Raw genomic sequence first — 14,357 nt, 5'->3', positions numbered from 1 at the left:
CCTCCCTTATCCCGTGTGTCAGGATATCATTTTAAGCGCGAGGCAGGGTTGCCACGGGCCAAGATGCAGTTTGCCGTCTGCCTGTGGTCCGGCGCTCCCCAACTCCAGACCGATCTGCGCCCATTTGCCCAAAGGCATCGCCATCGTCGCCGGCTGGTCGCTGACATTGAAAGCACAAAAGATGGTGCTGCCTTCGTAGCTGCGGGTGAAATACACGATGCTGCCATCGTTTTTCACACCGTCATGGTCGCCCTTTGCCAAGGCGGGCTGTGCCTGACGGAACGCGATGGCGCGACGGTAATGGTGCAGGATCGCCGCCGGGTCGGCTTCTTGATGCGCGACCGTGCGGTGCAGATGTTCATGGCTCACCGGCAACCACGGCTGGCCGGTGGTGAAATCGCCATTCTGGTTCGACGCTTGCCACACCATCGGGGTGCGACAGCCGTCGCGGCCTTTGAACTCGGGCCAGAATTCAATTCCATAGGGGTCTTGCAAATCTTCGAACGCCACGTCGGCTTCGGTCAGACCCAGCTCTTCGCCCTGATAGAGGCACACCGATCCGCGCAGGCACATCATCAGCGTTGTAAACAACCGCTGCGCCGCCGGAGACAGGTTCCACCGGCTTGCGTGCCGAACCACATCGTGGTTCGAAAATGCCCAGCATGCCCAGCCCTCTTCAGCCACCTCATCGACCTGCCCCAGAACCTCGACAAAGCGCGCGGCGGTGGGTTCAGCCCCGGATAGGAACTCGAACGCGTAACACATGTGAACCCGGTCATCGCCACGCGTGTATTCACCCATGATTTCAAGCCCGCGCTGCGCATCGCCCACCTCACCCACGGATGTGGTGCCGGGGTATTCGTCAAGCAACACACGGAACCGTTCCAGAAACCCAAGGTTTTCGGGCTGGTTCTTGGAATAGAGATGTTCCTGATGATTGTACGGGTTCACCGATGGCGCGATGGTGGCGTTGCGTTTGTCCTTGGGCAGGCCCGGATTGCTGCGCAGCTCCTTGTCGTGGAAATAGAAGTTGATGGTGTCCAGACGGAACCCGTCCACGCCCCTGTCCAGCCAGAACCGCGTCGCCTCAAGCAGTGCATCCTGAACATCCGGGGTGTGAAAGTTCAGATCGGGCTGTGACGTCAGAAAGTTGTGCAGGTAATATTGTTCGCGCCGCGCATCCCATTGCCAAGCGGATCCACCAAAGATCGACAGCCAGTTGTTCGGCGGCGTGCCATCGTCCTTGGGATCGGACCAGACGTACCAATCTGCCTTGGCATTGGTCCGGTTCGCGCGGCTTTCCATGAACCACGGGTGCTGGTCGGATGTGTGGGACAGGACAAGGTCAATCATCACCCGGATGCCCAGCCGGTGCGCGGTCTGCACCAGAACATCGAAATCCGCCAGTGACCCGAACATCGGATCGACATCGCAATAATCGCTGACATCGTAGCCGAAATCCTTCATCGGCGACGTGAAGAACGGGCTGATCCAGATCGCATCCACACCCAATGACGCCACATAGGGCAGACGATGCGCGATGCCCAAAAGGTCGCCAACCCCGTCACCATTGCTGTCCTGAAAGCTGCGCGGGTAGATTTGATAGATCACAGCCCCACGCCACCAGTCAGCGTCTACAGCGGGGTTTTCTGCGGCCAGAGTGTTTGCCACGTTCATTCATCCTGTTTTCGAAGCCCCGCCTTTGGCGAGAGCAGTGTTGATTTGGCCCCGCCAATGGCGGGACGTGTTATTTAACAGAGCCCGCGAGCAAGCCGCGCACGAGGTATTTCTGCATGGCGAAGAACACCAAAAGCGGAACAGAGATCGACACAAACGCCGCTGTGGCAAGGATTTCCCAATTGCCGCCTCGGGTTCCCAAAAGCTCGACGATCTGGTTGGTCATCACGGTGGTCTGACCGGTTGCGTCGATCAGGAACACCTTGGCGACCAGAAGATCATTCCATGTCCAGAGGAACTGGAAAATCGCAAAGCTGGCGAGCGCCGGAAAGGACAGTGGGAGGATGATCTTCGTGAAAATCTGAAACTCTGTTGCGCCATCCACGCGGGCGTTTTCGATGATATCCCGAGGCAGCCCGACCATGTAATTGCGCAAGAGATAAATGGCGAGAGGTAACCCGAACCCGGTATGGGCCAGCCACGTCCCCAGATACCCCTTTCCAATGCCGATCCCCAAATGAAGCTTGAGCAGCGGAATCAGCGCCAATTGCAATGGCACCACCAAAAGCCCGACCACCACCGCTATCAAAAGTGCCCGTCCCGGAAAATCCATCCATGCCAGCGCATAGGCCGCAAAGGCCGCAACCACGATCGGAATGATTGTTGCCGGGATGGTAACGGTCAGCGTGTTGAAGAACGCCTTGGTCATGCTGTCGGTCGCGTTGCCCGAGAAAAGCACCTGCTGGTAATTCTCAAGCGTGAAATCGGGCGGCAGTTCGGCAGTCACAAAGATCCGCTGGCCGCGGCTGCCCTCCATCTCGACGGGGCTTTCCAGACGGTAATCGCCATTTGCGGCAACGGTGATGCGTTCCCCATCACGCAGTTCTGCGGTGTCACCGGGCGCATAGGCCCCCACATCGCGCGAGGACGTGCCCCACGCCGACATGTCGATCTCGTCGGACAGGTCTTCGCCTGTGAACAGGTTGCCTTCGATCACGTACACACCGTCCACCAGGACCTGTGCGCCCGGATCTGCGGTGCGCAATGTCAGGCTTTGTTCCGTCGGGAACAGCGCGTTCCACCAGCCCGATGTGGAAATCTGGTCCGCCGTCCGAAAGGATGACACCAAAAGACCGACCGTCGGGAACAGCCACAACGCGACCAGCACCACAACCGAGATATGCACCGCCCACGTGAGAGAGGATTTGGTTCCTGCAATATTATCCATAGCCCTGTCTCCCTCAGCGCATTTCATTGCGCGCATTGCGCACGTTCCAGACAAGGATCGGCGTCACCAGCAGCATGATCACGATCGCACTCGCCGATCCGACACCCCAGTCATTGGCGCGGAACAGCTTGTCGAACATGTAATTGGCCAGAACTTGCGTCTCCCATTGGCCGTTGGTCATCGCAAAAACGATGTCAAAGACCTTGAGAACCACCAGCGTGATCGTCGTCCAGACCACCACGATGGTGCCCGCGATCTGCGGCATCTTGATTTTGAAGAAGATCTGAAACGGGTTGGCCCCGTCCACAATCGCCGCCTCGATCGTTTCCTCGGGAATACCACGCAGGGCGGCGGACAGGATCACCATGGCAAAGCCGGTCTGAATCCAGATCAGCACGATCATCAGCAGGAAGCTGTTCCAGAACGGAACGGTCAGCCATTGCTGCGGGTCATTACCACTGATCCAAACATAGATCGCGTTCAGAAGGCCGATTTGTTCAGTGCCCGGTGGGCGGGCATCGTACACCAGCCGCCAGATCACCGCCGCGCCGACAAAGGAAATCGCCATCGGCATGAAGATCAGCGACTTGGCGACATTGCCCCACCTGATCCGGTCGGTCAGCTGTGCGGCCAGCAGGCCAAAGGCGGTCGACATGGCGGGCACAACAATCAGCCACAGCATGTTGTTGCGCATGGCCTCCCAGAATTTCGGCTCAGAGGCCATTTGCGCATAGTTTGCGAACCAAACGAAATTGTAGACCGTGCTGCCGTCAGGCAGTGTTTCGCGTTCGGTCAGGGACAGGCGGATCGTCTCGACCACGGGATAGGCAAGGTAAAGCCCAAGCGCCAGAAGTGCAGGAAACAGGAACAGCCACGGCCGCACGATGTTGGCGCGGTTTATGTTCTTGCCCGCGTTCGGACCCTTTGCCGGAAACAGCACTTTGTCCAGAAATTGATTGGAAAAATAAAAATAGCTCAGACATCCGCCGACGCCGATGGCGATGGTCAACAAACCTTGAATTGCGGGATTCATTCTGTCCCTCCCAAAATGTGTGCTGATCCAGTGTGTGCCACTGGCTGTCCCTTATACGGGTCTTGGCTTTGCAGCTTTGTGGGTGCGGACTGCGCGGCTACCCGCACAGTCCAACATTTTTGCAAGATACTCTTACTTCAGCGCGTCCCAGCTATTCTGGATCTCAGTCGCCACTTCGGTTGCGTCCTTGCCACCGGAATAGTCGACCATGCCGGTCCAGAACGTGCCCGCGCCAACACCGCCGGGCATCAGGTCAGATGCATCAAAACGGAAGGTGGTGGCGCCCAGAAGGATGTCGTTCATCTTGGCCGCCGCTTCGGTTGCGAACTTGGAGCTGTCCACACCCTTGTGCGGCGTCAGGAAGCCACCGTTGGCCATCCAGATCTCGTGCGCTTCGGGTGTCTGAAGATAGGCAATCAGATCATGGGCCGCCTGATTTTCGTTGGTGATCGCCCAAAGTGTGCCTGCGCCCAGAACCGGAGAGCCAAGGTCTTTTTCAGCATAGGCCGGGAAGTAGAAGAAGTCCGCATCCGCGCCAATTTCGGTGCCTTCCGGGAAGAACGCAGGAATGAACGACGCTTGGCGGTGCATGTAGCACTGGGGCGGTGCCGCAAACAGACCCTTGGGGCTATCGCGGAAATCGGTCGAGGCCACGGCCCCTGCACCACCGGCCACGTAATCATCATTGCGGGCAAACGCGCCGAATTCTTCGATTGCGGCGACGACGCGTGGGTCGTTGAACGGAATCTCGTTGGACACCCATTGGTCGTAAACGCTTGGGTCTTGCGTGCGCAGCATCATTTCCTCGACCCAGTCGGTCGCAGGCCAGCCGGTTGCGCCACCCGATCCCAGACCAATGCACCACGGCGTTTCGCCATCCGCAACGATTTGATCGGTCAGCGCCTTAAGCTCTTCCATCGTCGTCGGGATCTCGTAGCCTGCATCCTCGAAATTCTCGGGCGAATACCAGACCAGCGACTTCACATCGACCTTGTAGAAAAACCCATACAGGCTGTCCGCGCCATCGGGGCCTGAATAGGTTCCCAGATCGACCCAGGACTGACCAGCCGCATAGTTTTCTGCCAGCCATTCCGCAGTGCCCTCTTTCAACGGTGTCAGGAATCCGCGCGCGGCCATGTCCGATGCAAGACCCGGCTGCGGAAAGACAGCGACGTTCGGGGCAGAGCCGGCTTCGGCATCAACGACGATCTGCTGTTCAAAGCTGTCAGAGCCGACATAGCTGACAGTGTGGCCTGATTTCGCGGCAAAGTCCGACAATACGGCCTCGACCAGTTCCTGGTCCGGGCCAAGCCACGGACCAAATACGGTGACATTTTCCGCGAACGCGGCGCTGGACCACAGCGCGGCGATGGCCACACTCGATGTGAGTGTCTTTTTCATGAAATTCCTCCCAAGTTGCGCCTTTTGACGCCTAACCGAATCCACCGCCTCGGAATCACTCCAAAGCGCTTTGGATACGCTGAACGTAGCGATTTGAGGCCATCTGTCAATCCAGTGTAGCCGCAGAAAATCCCACCATTTATGCTGCATTGCAGAAACTTGGCACGCGCAAAGGGGCTTTGCATATACTTTGAATTGTGTCTAACTTGACCCCAGTTTTCAAAGCGCTTTGGGCAAAATCAGTGAATCTCAAGCAACTGTCAGAACATCTCAACCTGTCGCAGACCACGGTCAGCCGCGCCCTGAACGGGTATCCCGAGGTCAATGAAGACACGCGCAACCGCGTCCTGAAAGCCGCGCACGATCTGAATTACCGTCCCAACACCCGCGCCAAAGGATTGGCCACAGGGCGCGCGCTGGCCATTGGGCACGTGATTCCCGTCTCGAACCAGCACGAGATGGTCAACCCGGTGTTCGGTGACTTTATCGCAGGTGCCGGCGAAGCCTATGCGCGCGCGGGCTATGACATGATGCTCACATTGGTGCCGGATCAGGAAGAGGCGCGCGCCTACCAGGATATCCGCGCCCGGGGCACTGTCGACGGGATCATCGTGCATGGTCCGGTGATCAATGACGCCCGCATCGGGCTATTGGGACGGATCGGCCTGCCCTTTGTGGTGCATGGACGTTCGACCGATGTGAACCTGCCCTACTCGTGGATCGACGTGAACAACCGCGGTGCCTTTGAACGCGGCACCCACTTCCTGATCGAATTGGGGCATCGCCGGATCGCTCTTCTGAATGGGCTCGAGCATATGGACTTCGCGTTCCGCCGCCGCCGGGGATACGAAGCCGCGCTCAAGAACAACGGGCTGTCGATTGATCCCACGCTCATGCGCAGCGAGGAAATGACCGAAGTCTACGGCTACCGCGCCGCCAAGGAGATGCTGTCACGCGCCATCAAACCCACGGCGTTTGTCTGCGCGTCGATCATCACCGCCATTGGCGTGCGCCGCGCGGTGCACGAGGCCGGTCTGGTGTTGGCGCGCGATGTCTCGATCATCACCCATGACGACGCGCTCAGCTATCTTGAGAACGGCGATGATGTGCCGATCTTTACCGCGCTGCGGTCCTCGGTGCGCTACGCGGGCGGCGAAGCGGCGGAAATGTTGCTGTCGCTGATCACGGCCCCAAAACATGCGCCGAAAACCCGCCTGCTCGAAGCAGACCTGATCATCGGGCGGTCTACGGGCCCTGCCGCAACCTGAAGGAATTGCCTGATGCTGACGTTCAAACGGCAGGATTTTCCTGACGACTTTCTGTTTGGCACCGCCACATCCAGCTATCAAATCGAAGGCCATGCCTTTGGCGGCGCGGGAAAAACCCACTGGGACAGCTTTGCCGCCACCCCCGGCAATGTGGTGCGCGCGGAAAATGGTGATCGGGCCTGTGACCATTACCATCGATTTGAAGCCGACCTTGATCTGGTGGCGGCGGCCGGGCTTGATGCCTATCGCTTTTCCACAAGCTGGGCGCGGGTTCTGCCCGAAGGGCGCGGCACGCCGAACCCAGAGGGTCTCGACTTCTACGACCGGTTGACCGATGCAATGCTGGAGCGCGGGCTTAAACCCTGTGCCGCGCTATACCATTGGGAATTGCCTGTGGCGTTGGCCGATCTGGGCGGCTGGCGCAACCCGGACATGCCCAAGTGGTTCGGTGCATTCACCGAAACGATCATGGGTCGGATCGGCGACCGGATGCATTCAGTTGCCCCGATCAACGAGCCGTGGTGCGTTGGCTGGTTGTCGCATTTCCTGGGCCATCACGCGCCGGGTCTGCGCGACATCCGCGCCACCGCCCACGCGATGCACCATGTGTTGCTGGCCCACGGCACCGCCATTCAGGCGATGCGTGGCTTGGGGATGACCAACCTTGGCGGCGTGTTCAACATGGAATGGGCCACGCCTGCCGACGACACCGAGGCGGCACATGAAGCAGCGGCGCTATACGACGGATATTACAACGAATTCTTTTTGTCTGGCGCATTCAAAGGCCGCTATCCCGCCACTGTCATGCAGGGGTTGGAGCCGCACATGCCCAAAGGCTGGCAGGACGATTTCGGCGTCATCCAAAGCCCGCTGGACTGGTGCGGGATCAACTATTACACCCGCAAGATCATCGCGCCAAATGATGGGCCATGGCCCAGCCATCACGAGGTCGAAGGCCCCTTGCCCAAGACGTATATGGATTGGGAAATCTACCCCGAAGGCCTGTATAACTTCCTGACCCGCACCGCCCGCGACTATACCGGCGATTTGCCGCTATATGTGACGGAAAACGGCATGGCCGCACCGGACGTGATCAGGAACGGCAGTGTCGCGGACCCGCACCGCATTGCGTATCTCAACCAACATGTCGCGGCCATACAACGCGCGATGGCCGATGGTGCGCCGGTCAAAGGCTATTTCATCTGGTCGCTCATGGACAATTACGAATGGGCGCTTGGCTATGACAAACGGTTCGGGCTGGTGCATGTCGATTTTGACACGCTGGACCGCACGCCGAAATCCTCGTACCACGCGCTCAAATCCGCGCTGACCGGGACCTGACATGAACAAACATCCGACTCTCACCGCCCTTGTCGCCGATCTGGGTGGCACCAACACACGTGTTGCACTGACCGATGGTGCCACGGTGCGGACTGACACGATCAAGCGGTTTCGCAACGCGGATCACTCCGATCTGGTGTCTGTCCTGCGCGCCTATCTGGCGGACCAGAACGTGTCCCCGGATGCCGCCTGCGTCGCCATGGCCGGGCCTGTGCGCGACGGGATTGGTGAGTTGACGAACCTGAGCTGGACTGTCGACCGTGCGTCTGTTGCGGATGCCACCGGCGCCACAACCGTGGCGGTGTTGAATGACTTGCAAGCGCAAGGACACGGCCTTGATCATCTGACGCCAGACGCGGTACGCACTCTTCTACCGGGCCAGAGCGCCGGGGATCACGCCGCGCGGCTGGTGATTGGCGTGGGCACCGGCATGAACGCTGCGGCAGTCTACCGGCTGGGTGACCGCACGCTTGTTCCCCCATCCGAGGCCGGTCACGTATCCCTGCCTGCGCAAAGCGCGGATGAATTGCGCTTGCTTGATTGGATCGCGCGCAAACACGGCACGCCGGGGTTGGAGGATGTCCTTTCAGGCCGAGGCTTTGAACGGGTTTACGAATTTATCTGCGCGGAAGCAGGTGTCGTCACGCCACTTGATGCGGGTGGCATCATGCAGGCGGTCAATGATGGGACAAGCGCCCTTGCCGAGGATGCCGCGCGCCTGTTCATCCGAATGATGGGCCGCGCTGCGGGCAATCTTGCGCTCGTGCATTTGCCGTTTGGCGGGATTTACCTGATCGGCGGCGTCACCCGCCATTTTGCGCCACACCTGATCCGGCTCGGCTTCCGCGAGGCCTTTTGCGACAAGGGCCGTTTTTCGGATTTCATGCGGCAATTCCCGGTGCATCTGGTAGAGGATGACTACGCAGCCCTGTCCGGATCAGCCGCGCATCTGGCAGAGCTGATCGGCCCGGTGTGAGTATATATTTTGCAATTATAACAATTATCTAAAATACACTTCGTATCTTATACACAAAGTGATATTTTTTTACCAAACGGTAAAATTTCATCTACCCCTCAAAGAACCACACGATGCTCGGGCTGGCCTTTTGTTCCAGCTTCAACTGCAAAGGTCATCCCATCCTTTGGCCCCGCAGGATCAAGCCCATCCGCCGCTGAGGTGACAAACAGCGTTGCGAGGTCCGGCCCCCCAAAGGCCGGGCATGTGGACTGCACCGCCGGCACGGTGATGAACCGCAGCAGATCGCCGTTCGGGCCGTAACACACCACGCGCCCGACGCCCCAATGGGCCACCCACAGGTTTCCCGCAGCATCCACAACAGCCCCATCGGGGTTGGCCTGTGCCTCGGTCAGATCGACAAACAGCGACGGCTTGCCATCAGGAAAGCCATCCGCGTCCAATGCCACGCGCAGAATTTTGCGTTTGTGGGTGTCGGTGTAAAACGCATGCGTCCCGCCTGGCGCAAAGCAAATCGCATTGGCAATTGTGATCCGGTCAAACAGCTTGGTCAGCGTGCCGTCATAATAGCGATAAATGGCGCCTGCCCCCGGCTCGGCGTTTTTGCCCATTGTCCCGATCCAGAACCCGCCCCACGGGTCGGCGCGGCCATCATTTGACCGGGTCACCGGGTTGTCAAACTCCAAGGGATGCACAAACGTCGTTTCGCCGGTCGCGGTTTCGAACAGGGATAGCGATGTCTCACTGGCGATCAGAAGCACGCCGTGATCCACCCATCCGGCCGCCGATACATGTTCATCAAAGTCCCAGCTTAGCTCATTACTGCCATCGTTGCGATAAAGCCGCTTGCCCAGGATATCGAACCAGTAAAGCGCCTGTTCCTCAGGATGCCACAACGGACCCTCACCAAGGGCGCAAATGCTGGTGCTGAAAACGGATGCCATCAGGTCATACTCTTGTCATAGGCGGCAACGATGTCGCGCGCGCGGGAAGTGATGTCGTCCACCGAAAGCCCCGGTGCGTATAGCGCGGTTCCAATGCCAAATCCGTCCACGCCAGCATTGCGCCATTCGGCAAAGTTTGACGGGTCGGCCCCGCCCACTGCATAGGTCTGGACCCCGTCAGGCAACACCGCCTTGAGCGCCCTGAGCCCTGCGGGACCGATCAACGTACCGGGGAACAGCTTTAACCCGTCCGCGCCGTTGCGCAATGCGGTGAAACACTCGGTGGGTGTCATCACACCGGGAAAGCTTTGCAGGCCGAGCTGCTTTGTCGCCACAATCACGCGTGGATTGCAATCCGGCGACACGATCAACTGCGCGCCGATCCGGTGCAGACGGTGCACATCATCGGGTGTCAGCACGGTGCCCGCGCCGATCAGCGAACGGCGGCCAACTGAGTTCACCAGCGCTTTGATCGATATAAAGGCATCAGGCGAATTCAGCGGCACCTCGATCTTGTCGATGCCTGCGTCAATCAATGCCTCAGCAATGGGCACGACTTCTGACGGAGTGATGCCGCGCAGGATTGCGATGATGTTGCGACTACTCATGACGTGGTGGCCTTAAGGCCAGCATAGGCGGCTTTGAGGCCTTCAAGTGTCATCCGGTCCGCATCGGTCCGCTCGACTGGCAGGCCTTGCGCGCCAAGTGCGTCCGCATAAGCCTTGCACAGCGCATCATCGCCAATCAGCGCCACATGCTGGCCCAGCCAGTAAGGTCGCGCGGCGGCAAGCTCCGAACCGATCAACAGACCGGACAGTCGCGCACGGGCGGTCTTTGCATCAAGATCGTTCAGTATCCCTTCGGCGCGTATGGAAAAAAGCCGCGCGGCCAGATCAGACGTGTTGGACATTGCGGTGCTGACCGCGTCGGTAAACGCATCCCAATCCCAGCCATCGCCAGACACCGTGTGCCGCAGAACAGAACGATCCGACAAAAGCGCAAAAAGCTCACCTGTCATAAAGGTGCGAAAGCTTACAATTTCGCCCGCGCTGATATGCACCCATTTGGTGTGCGTTCCGGGCAAACAGATAATGCCAGCGAATTTCGGGTTCAGGGTCAGGAATCCGGAGATTTGGGTTTCCTCACCACGCATCACATCGGCTGGGCTGGCTTGTTTGACACCGGGAAGAATATGCACTGACAGGCGTTTGTCTTGCGTTTGAACCGCTGTCGCACGGTCCAAGCCAGGTGCTACGCAGGGCACGGCGGCATAGTCTGCCTCGGCCCAGGCCTGCCGCGACCCCGCCATGCCGCAAACGATCACCGGGGTTTCGGCCATGGGCATGTCGTCACCGACAAGGTCGATCAACGCAGGCTCAAACCCATCCTGAGGCAGCCCGTTCATCCCGGCCTCACTGGTTTTGCGAAAGGTCACAGTGCCCGTGCCTGTCATCCCCCAGACACGCAACTGCGATGTCCCCCAATCAACGGCGATCCAATCCGTCATGCTCTGCCCTGCGGACCATGAAAAATGTGGAGGAGCGTGTAGGGAAGCATTAGGAGAGCCTCTTAGTGTTCTGTGATGCCGAGGTCCGTGGCGTGACCTACCGGGCTATTCCCTGCGTCGTAGACCTGTTCTATAGCCCCATCAAGCACTTGTGCGCGGGTCGGATCAGAGAGTCGCCGTTGACGCGCTGGATGAAAGCCCGTCACCCTAGCCCATAGATGCCATTGCGGCACTGCCTCTTTTCAGAGCACACCACGCTGTCCCAAGATATCTTGGATGCGCACAAAGGCCTGCCCATCAGGAGATGACAAACTTACATTTCCCAGCTCAAGTCGCTGCTGCACAATACTGGAAGCCGACCTCCCATTACGCGATTCAAGCGATAGCTCAGCGCCGTACTCGAAAAAGACCTCAACCATGCGCCAGGAATTTGACGCCGCCGCAGAAATGGAGGCAGTTTGGTTCATGAACCCCCGGACATTGGGATCAGCCCCCGCATCGAGATACGTGCGCACGCCGTCGAAATCATCGCGTAAAATACGCTGAAAGATCATGTGATTGCCGTCTTCCGCGATCTCATTCATGTCGTTGGAAGACGTTCTCGCATCTTCGGTAATGGCCGGATGGAATGCCGCAAGAGATACCGTCATGACCGCTGCAAGAACATTCCAGCGATGCAATAAGCCTACAACAAACCTCTTTGACGCAAAACGTCCTGTACGCGCAGGAAAGCTTGACCATCTGGCGCGGTCAGCCGAACGTTTCCGAGGTCAAGACTTTGCCGCACCATGCTTGAAAGGGTACGCCCATCTCGTGACTGCAATGATAAATCAGCCCCATACTCAATCAGAATTTCAACCATTCGCCATGAGTTCGACCCAGCAGACCAAATCGCCGCCGTCTCGTCCATAAATCCACGGACATTCGGGTCCAAACCTGCCTCCAGATACGCGCGCACAGCGTCGAAATCATCCTGTTCAATGCGCCGAAATATCATGTGGTTGCCGTCAGGACCTACTTCGCCAATGTCAACTGCTCTATCATTCATGTTCGTTGATCCCTCATCTTGGCATGCAGCAACCGCAAATATGAACGCTATGAGAAGAGCGTATCGCCCCCATTTGAACCATTTTAGCATCCGTTCGCATCCATCTCTTCTCGCAGCATGTCTTCTTCATGCTCCAGCGCTTCTTCTACTGATTCCATTCCGTGCAAACGTACGCCACGTGTCCCATAGGCGCCAATAAGGCCGCCTGTCGTCGTGTTACCACCAAGAAGCGACCCAGCAACCGCGCCGACAGCACCGCCCGCTACATCCCCAAATGTCCATCCACTGGCTGGAGGTATACCGCGTCGCGTCCCGTAAGCATCCGCCATTGGCGTATTGTCCTGCAATCCATTCAGGATGTCACCTTCCACATGTGTTGCGCTCACAAGTGAAGGATTTTCGAAAGCAATGCGGTCAAGCGTTGCCTGTGACAAGCCCGCAGAATTGAACGTCTGTGCAGGCAATCCGCCTGCGCCGGACGCTGTCGCAGCAAGACCACCACCCAAAGAATGCCCGACAAACGAAATATCGTGACCTGAATTCATAGCTTGACGTCCAATTCTGGCTGCACGACGATAGTAGGATGTTTCGCTTCCCATACCCTGCCCCAGATTATTCCGCCAATCGCTGAGCGACGTAAAACTGGTGCCCTTGAAGCCCACAACATAGCTTTCGCTACCGTTAGCAGCTGTTCGCACGAAAGCCTCTGCGTGAAAATCAGGCTCTCCCGGCATATCCAGCAAGCTTGTTTCCCCATCCGACAGCCCAATCGCCTGCAAATCGGCATCCGTCGCACGGCGGTAGCCTTCCGGGAGCGGCGCATCGGGGTCATAGGTTGCGGACGCCAACATCGCCTGATCCTGATCTTCGGCATTGCGGGCCAATTGAGCGCGCAGACTGTCGCAAATCTCTCCACTATTACAGGTCCGACAGACCTGATCCCCGGTTGACGAGGACAAGGTCCTGCTGGCAATTCTGTTCGCCCGGCGTATTTCGCTGCCGGAGGGGCGTCTTCTTTGTGATTGCATAAGCCGCTAAAGAATAAACTGAACACAATAACTGCCACCTTACACGCACCCGACATGATCGGGACGCGGTAAAAGCGCACCGCAACCCTAATCCGTGATGTGCTTTGCGTGCAAGTCTTCAAACAATCCGTATGACCGTGATGACGGCCCGTGCGGCGATCATTTCAGCGGGACTGAAACTTTGAACTGGATTGTCTCAATGCCGGGGTTTTCTTCGTATATCCCCGCATTGGACCGATGATCATAGCTGAGTGCCATGCGCCAACCTTGCCGGGTCTCGTACCCCAGCTCGATCCCCGAGCGAAAGGCAACCTCACCACCCAGGTCAAAACCGCCATTGTCAAAATAGAGTCCCGGCATGGCATGCAATTCCGCATACGCTCCGGTTTGACCGAAGGGAATGTCATAGGTTGCGCCAAAGCCGACCCATGTTTCGCCGTTTTCGCCAATGGACAGCCCTGCCACCTGCCCAAATGGGCCGCGCTTTTGCCCAAGGTCATAGCGCAGATACAGCTCTGATGCAGGCTCTGCGCGCCGTTCGACCACCTCGCCCAGTGACAGGGACACCCGAGAGGACGTGTCAGATGCACCAAGGCATCCCGGCTGCGTGCCGCAATGATTGATGCTCATATCAGTCAGACCAAGAACGAATAAAAGAACCGCGAAACTACCGTCAGCCATGTCGTTTGCTCCTGCACTTGCGCGCCCTAAGGATTGGGTCATTTCACACCAAAAGTCCAGCGGCGCGACCTAGCTGAACATGTGGGTAACTGGTACGGACAGGGCCAGAAAAAACCCCCGCGGCAAGCCGTGGGGGTCAAATTCAAGGTATCGTTTAGGAGAGATATTTGGAGGTTTATTAGGTTTGGCGGTGACCTACTCTCCCACGACTTGAGTCGCAGTACC

Annotated in this window: 14 protein-coding genes; 3 read left to right on the top strand and 11 right to left on the bottom strand. The window is 58.1% G+C overall.

Annotated elements, in window-relative coordinates; translation table 11 throughout:
* Nucleotides 1-18: 18 nt before the first annotated feature.
* The 4 genes from ACSHXH_RS17130 to ACSHXH_RS17115 form a co-directional block, all read right to left on the bottom strand.
* Nucleotides 19-1,677: an alpha-amylase family glycosyl hydrolase gene (locus ACSHXH_RS17130; RefSeq protein WP_435673019.1), complete on the bottom strand. Its 1,659-nt coding sequence runs from the start codon at nt 1,675-1,677 to the stop codon at nt 19-21.
* 70 nt (nt 1,678-1,747) lie between these two features.
* Complete coding sequence (locus tag ACSHXH_RS17125; RefSeq protein ID WP_435673018.1) at nt 1,748-2,905, bottom strand: carbohydrate ABC transporter permease; 1,158 nt, start codon at nt 2,903-2,905, stop codon at nt 1,748-1,750.
* Nucleotides 2,906-2,918: 13 nt separating this feature from the next.
* Nucleotides 2,919-3,938, bottom strand: a complete 1,020-nt coding sequence (locus tag ACSHXH_RS17120; protein WP_435673017.1) for a carbohydrate ABC transporter permease — start codon at nt 3,936-3,938, stop codon at nt 2,919-2,921.
* 132 nt (nt 3,939-4,070) lie between these two features.
* The gene (locus ACSHXH_RS17115; RefSeq protein WP_435673016.1) at nt 4,071-5,339 is read right to left on the bottom strand and encodes an ABC transporter substrate-binding protein; all 1,269 of its coding nucleotides are present in this window, start codon (nt 5,337-5,339) and stop codon (nt 4,071-4,073) included.
* Nucleotides 5,340-5,581: 242 nt separating this feature from the next.
* Between ACSHXH_RS17115 and ACSHXH_RS17110 the strand changes: the two genes are divergently transcribed.
* Genes ACSHXH_RS17110 through ACSHXH_RS17100 form a run of 3 tightly spaced genes read left to right on the top strand, consistent with a single transcriptional unit; the run spans nt 5,582 to nt 8,924 of the window.
* Nucleotides 5,582-6,607, top strand: coding sequence for a substrate-binding domain-containing protein (locus tag ACSHXH_RS17110; protein ID WP_435673015.1), 1,026 nt, complete (start codon nt 5,582-5,584; stop codon nt 6,605-6,607).
* Nucleotides 6,608-6,619: 12 nt separating this feature from the next.
* Complete coding sequence (locus ACSHXH_RS17105; protein ID WP_435673014.1) at nt 6,620-7,948, top strand: GH1 family beta-glucosidase; 1,329 nt, start codon at nt 6,620-6,622, stop codon at nt 7,946-7,948.
* 1 nt (nt 7,949) lies between these two features.
* Nucleotides 7,950-8,924 carry a glucokinase gene (locus tag ACSHXH_RS17100; RefSeq protein WP_435673013.1) on the top strand — a complete coding sequence of 325 codons (975 nt, stop codon included), beginning with the start codon at nt 7,950-7,952 and terminating at the stop codon, nt 8,922-8,924.
* A gap of 98 nt (nt 8,925-9,022) precedes the next feature.
* Here ACSHXH_RS17100 and ACSHXH_RS17095 read toward each other — a convergent pair whose 3' ends face one another.
* From ACSHXH_RS17095 to ACSHXH_RS17065, 7 genes are all read right to left on the bottom strand, one after another.
* The gene (locus ACSHXH_RS17095; RefSeq protein WP_435673012.1) at nt 9,023-9,868 is read right to left on the bottom strand and encodes an SMP-30/gluconolactonase/LRE family protein; all 846 of its coding nucleotides are present in this window, start codon (nt 9,866-9,868) and stop codon (nt 9,023-9,025) included.
* Nucleotides 9,868-10,476: a 2-dehydro-3-deoxy-6-phosphogalactonate aldolase gene (locus ACSHXH_RS17090; protein WP_435673011.1), complete on the bottom strand. Its 609-nt coding sequence runs from the start codon at nt 10,474-10,476 to the stop codon at nt 9,868-9,870. Before ACSHXH_RS17090 ends, ACSHXH_RS17095 begins: the two co-directional genes overlap by 1 nt.
* Nucleotides 10,473-11,375, bottom strand: a complete 903-nt coding sequence (locus ACSHXH_RS17085) for a 2-dehydro-3-deoxygalactonokinase (RefSeq protein ID WP_435673010.1) — start codon at nt 11,373-11,375, stop codon at nt 10,473-10,475. The genes ACSHXH_RS17090 and ACSHXH_RS17085 overlap by 4 nt, the downstream gene beginning before the upstream one ends.
* Before the next feature lie 242 nt (nt 11,376-11,617).
* Complete coding sequence (locus tag ACSHXH_RS17080; protein WP_435673009.1) at nt 11,618-12,025, bottom strand: hypothetical protein; 408 nt, start codon at nt 12,023-12,025, stop codon at nt 11,618-11,620.
* Nucleotides 12,026-12,060: 35 nt separating this feature from the next.
* Nucleotides 12,061-12,423, bottom strand: a complete 363-nt coding sequence (locus ACSHXH_RS17075) for a hypothetical protein (protein WP_435673008.1) — start codon at nt 12,421-12,423, stop codon at nt 12,061-12,063.
* A gap of 83 nt (nt 12,424-12,506) precedes the next feature.
* Nucleotides 12,507-13,307, bottom strand: coding sequence for a hypothetical protein (locus tag ACSHXH_RS17070; protein ID WP_435673007.1), 801 nt, complete (start codon nt 13,305-13,307; stop codon nt 12,507-12,509).
* Between the two features lie 303 nt (nt 13,308-13,610).
* A complete protein-coding gene (locus ACSHXH_RS17065) occupies nt 13,611-14,132 on the bottom strand; it encodes an acyloxyacyl hydrolase (protein ID WP_435673006.1) in 522 nt (173 codons plus the stop codon).
* Nucleotides 14,133-14,357 lie beyond the last annotated feature (225 nt).

This window comes from Marivita sp., from assembly GCF_051251565.1.
Taxonomy (GTDB): Bacteria; Pseudomonadota; Alphaproteobacteria; order Rhodobacterales; family Rhodobacteraceae; genus Marivita.
This window is presented reverse-complemented; position numbering and strand designations above follow the sequence as displayed.

Excerpts from the sequence above, each read along its gene's own strand:
- ACSHXH_RS17130 (WP_435673019.1), bottom strand. The coding sequence starts at position 1,677 with ATGAACGTGGCAAACACTCTGGCCGCAGAAAACCCCGCTGTAGACGCT.
- ACSHXH_RS17125 (WP_435673018.1), bottom strand. The coding sequence starts at position 2,905 with ATGGATAATATTGCAGGAACCAAATCCTCTCTCACGTGGGCGGTGCAT.
- ACSHXH_RS17120 (WP_435673017.1), bottom strand. The coding sequence starts at position 3,938 with ATGAATCCCGCAATTCAAGGTTTGTTGACCATCGCCATCGGCGTCGGC.
- ACSHXH_RS17115 (WP_435673016.1), bottom strand. The coding sequence starts at position 5,339 with ATGAAAAAGACACTCACATCGAGTGTGGCCATCGCCGCGCTGTGGTCC.
- ACSHXH_RS17105 (WP_435673014.1), top strand. The coding sequence starts at position 6,620 with ATGCTGACGTTCAAACGGCAGGATTTTCCTGACGACTTTCTGTTTGGC.
- ACSHXH_RS17100 (WP_435673013.1), top strand. The coding sequence starts at position 7,950 with ATGAACAAACATCCGACTCTCACCGCCCTTGTCGCCGATCTGGGTGGC.
- ACSHXH_RS17095 (WP_435673012.1), bottom strand. The coding sequence starts at position 9,868 with ATGGCATCCGTTTTCAGCACCAGCATTTGCGCCCTTGGTGAGGGTCCG.
- ACSHXH_RS17090 (WP_435673011.1), bottom strand. The coding sequence starts at position 10,476 with ATGAGTAGTCGCAACATCATCGCAATCCTGCGCGGCATCACTCCGTCA.
- ACSHXH_RS17085 (WP_435673010.1), bottom strand. The coding sequence starts at position 11,375 with ATGACGGATTGGATCGCCGTTGATTGGGGGACATCGCAGTTGCGTGTC.
- ACSHXH_RS17080 (WP_435673009.1), bottom strand. The coding sequence starts at position 12,025 with ATGACGGTATCTCTTGCGGCATTCCATCCGGCCATTACCGAAGATGCG.
- ACSHXH_RS17075 (WP_435673008.1), bottom strand. The coding sequence starts at position 12,423 with ATGAATGATAGAGCAGTTGACATTGGCGAAGTAGGTCCTGACGGCAAC.
- ACSHXH_RS17065 (WP_435673006.1), bottom strand. The coding sequence starts at position 14,132 with ATGGCTGACGGTAGTTTCGCGGTTCTTTTATTCGTTCTTGGTCTGACT.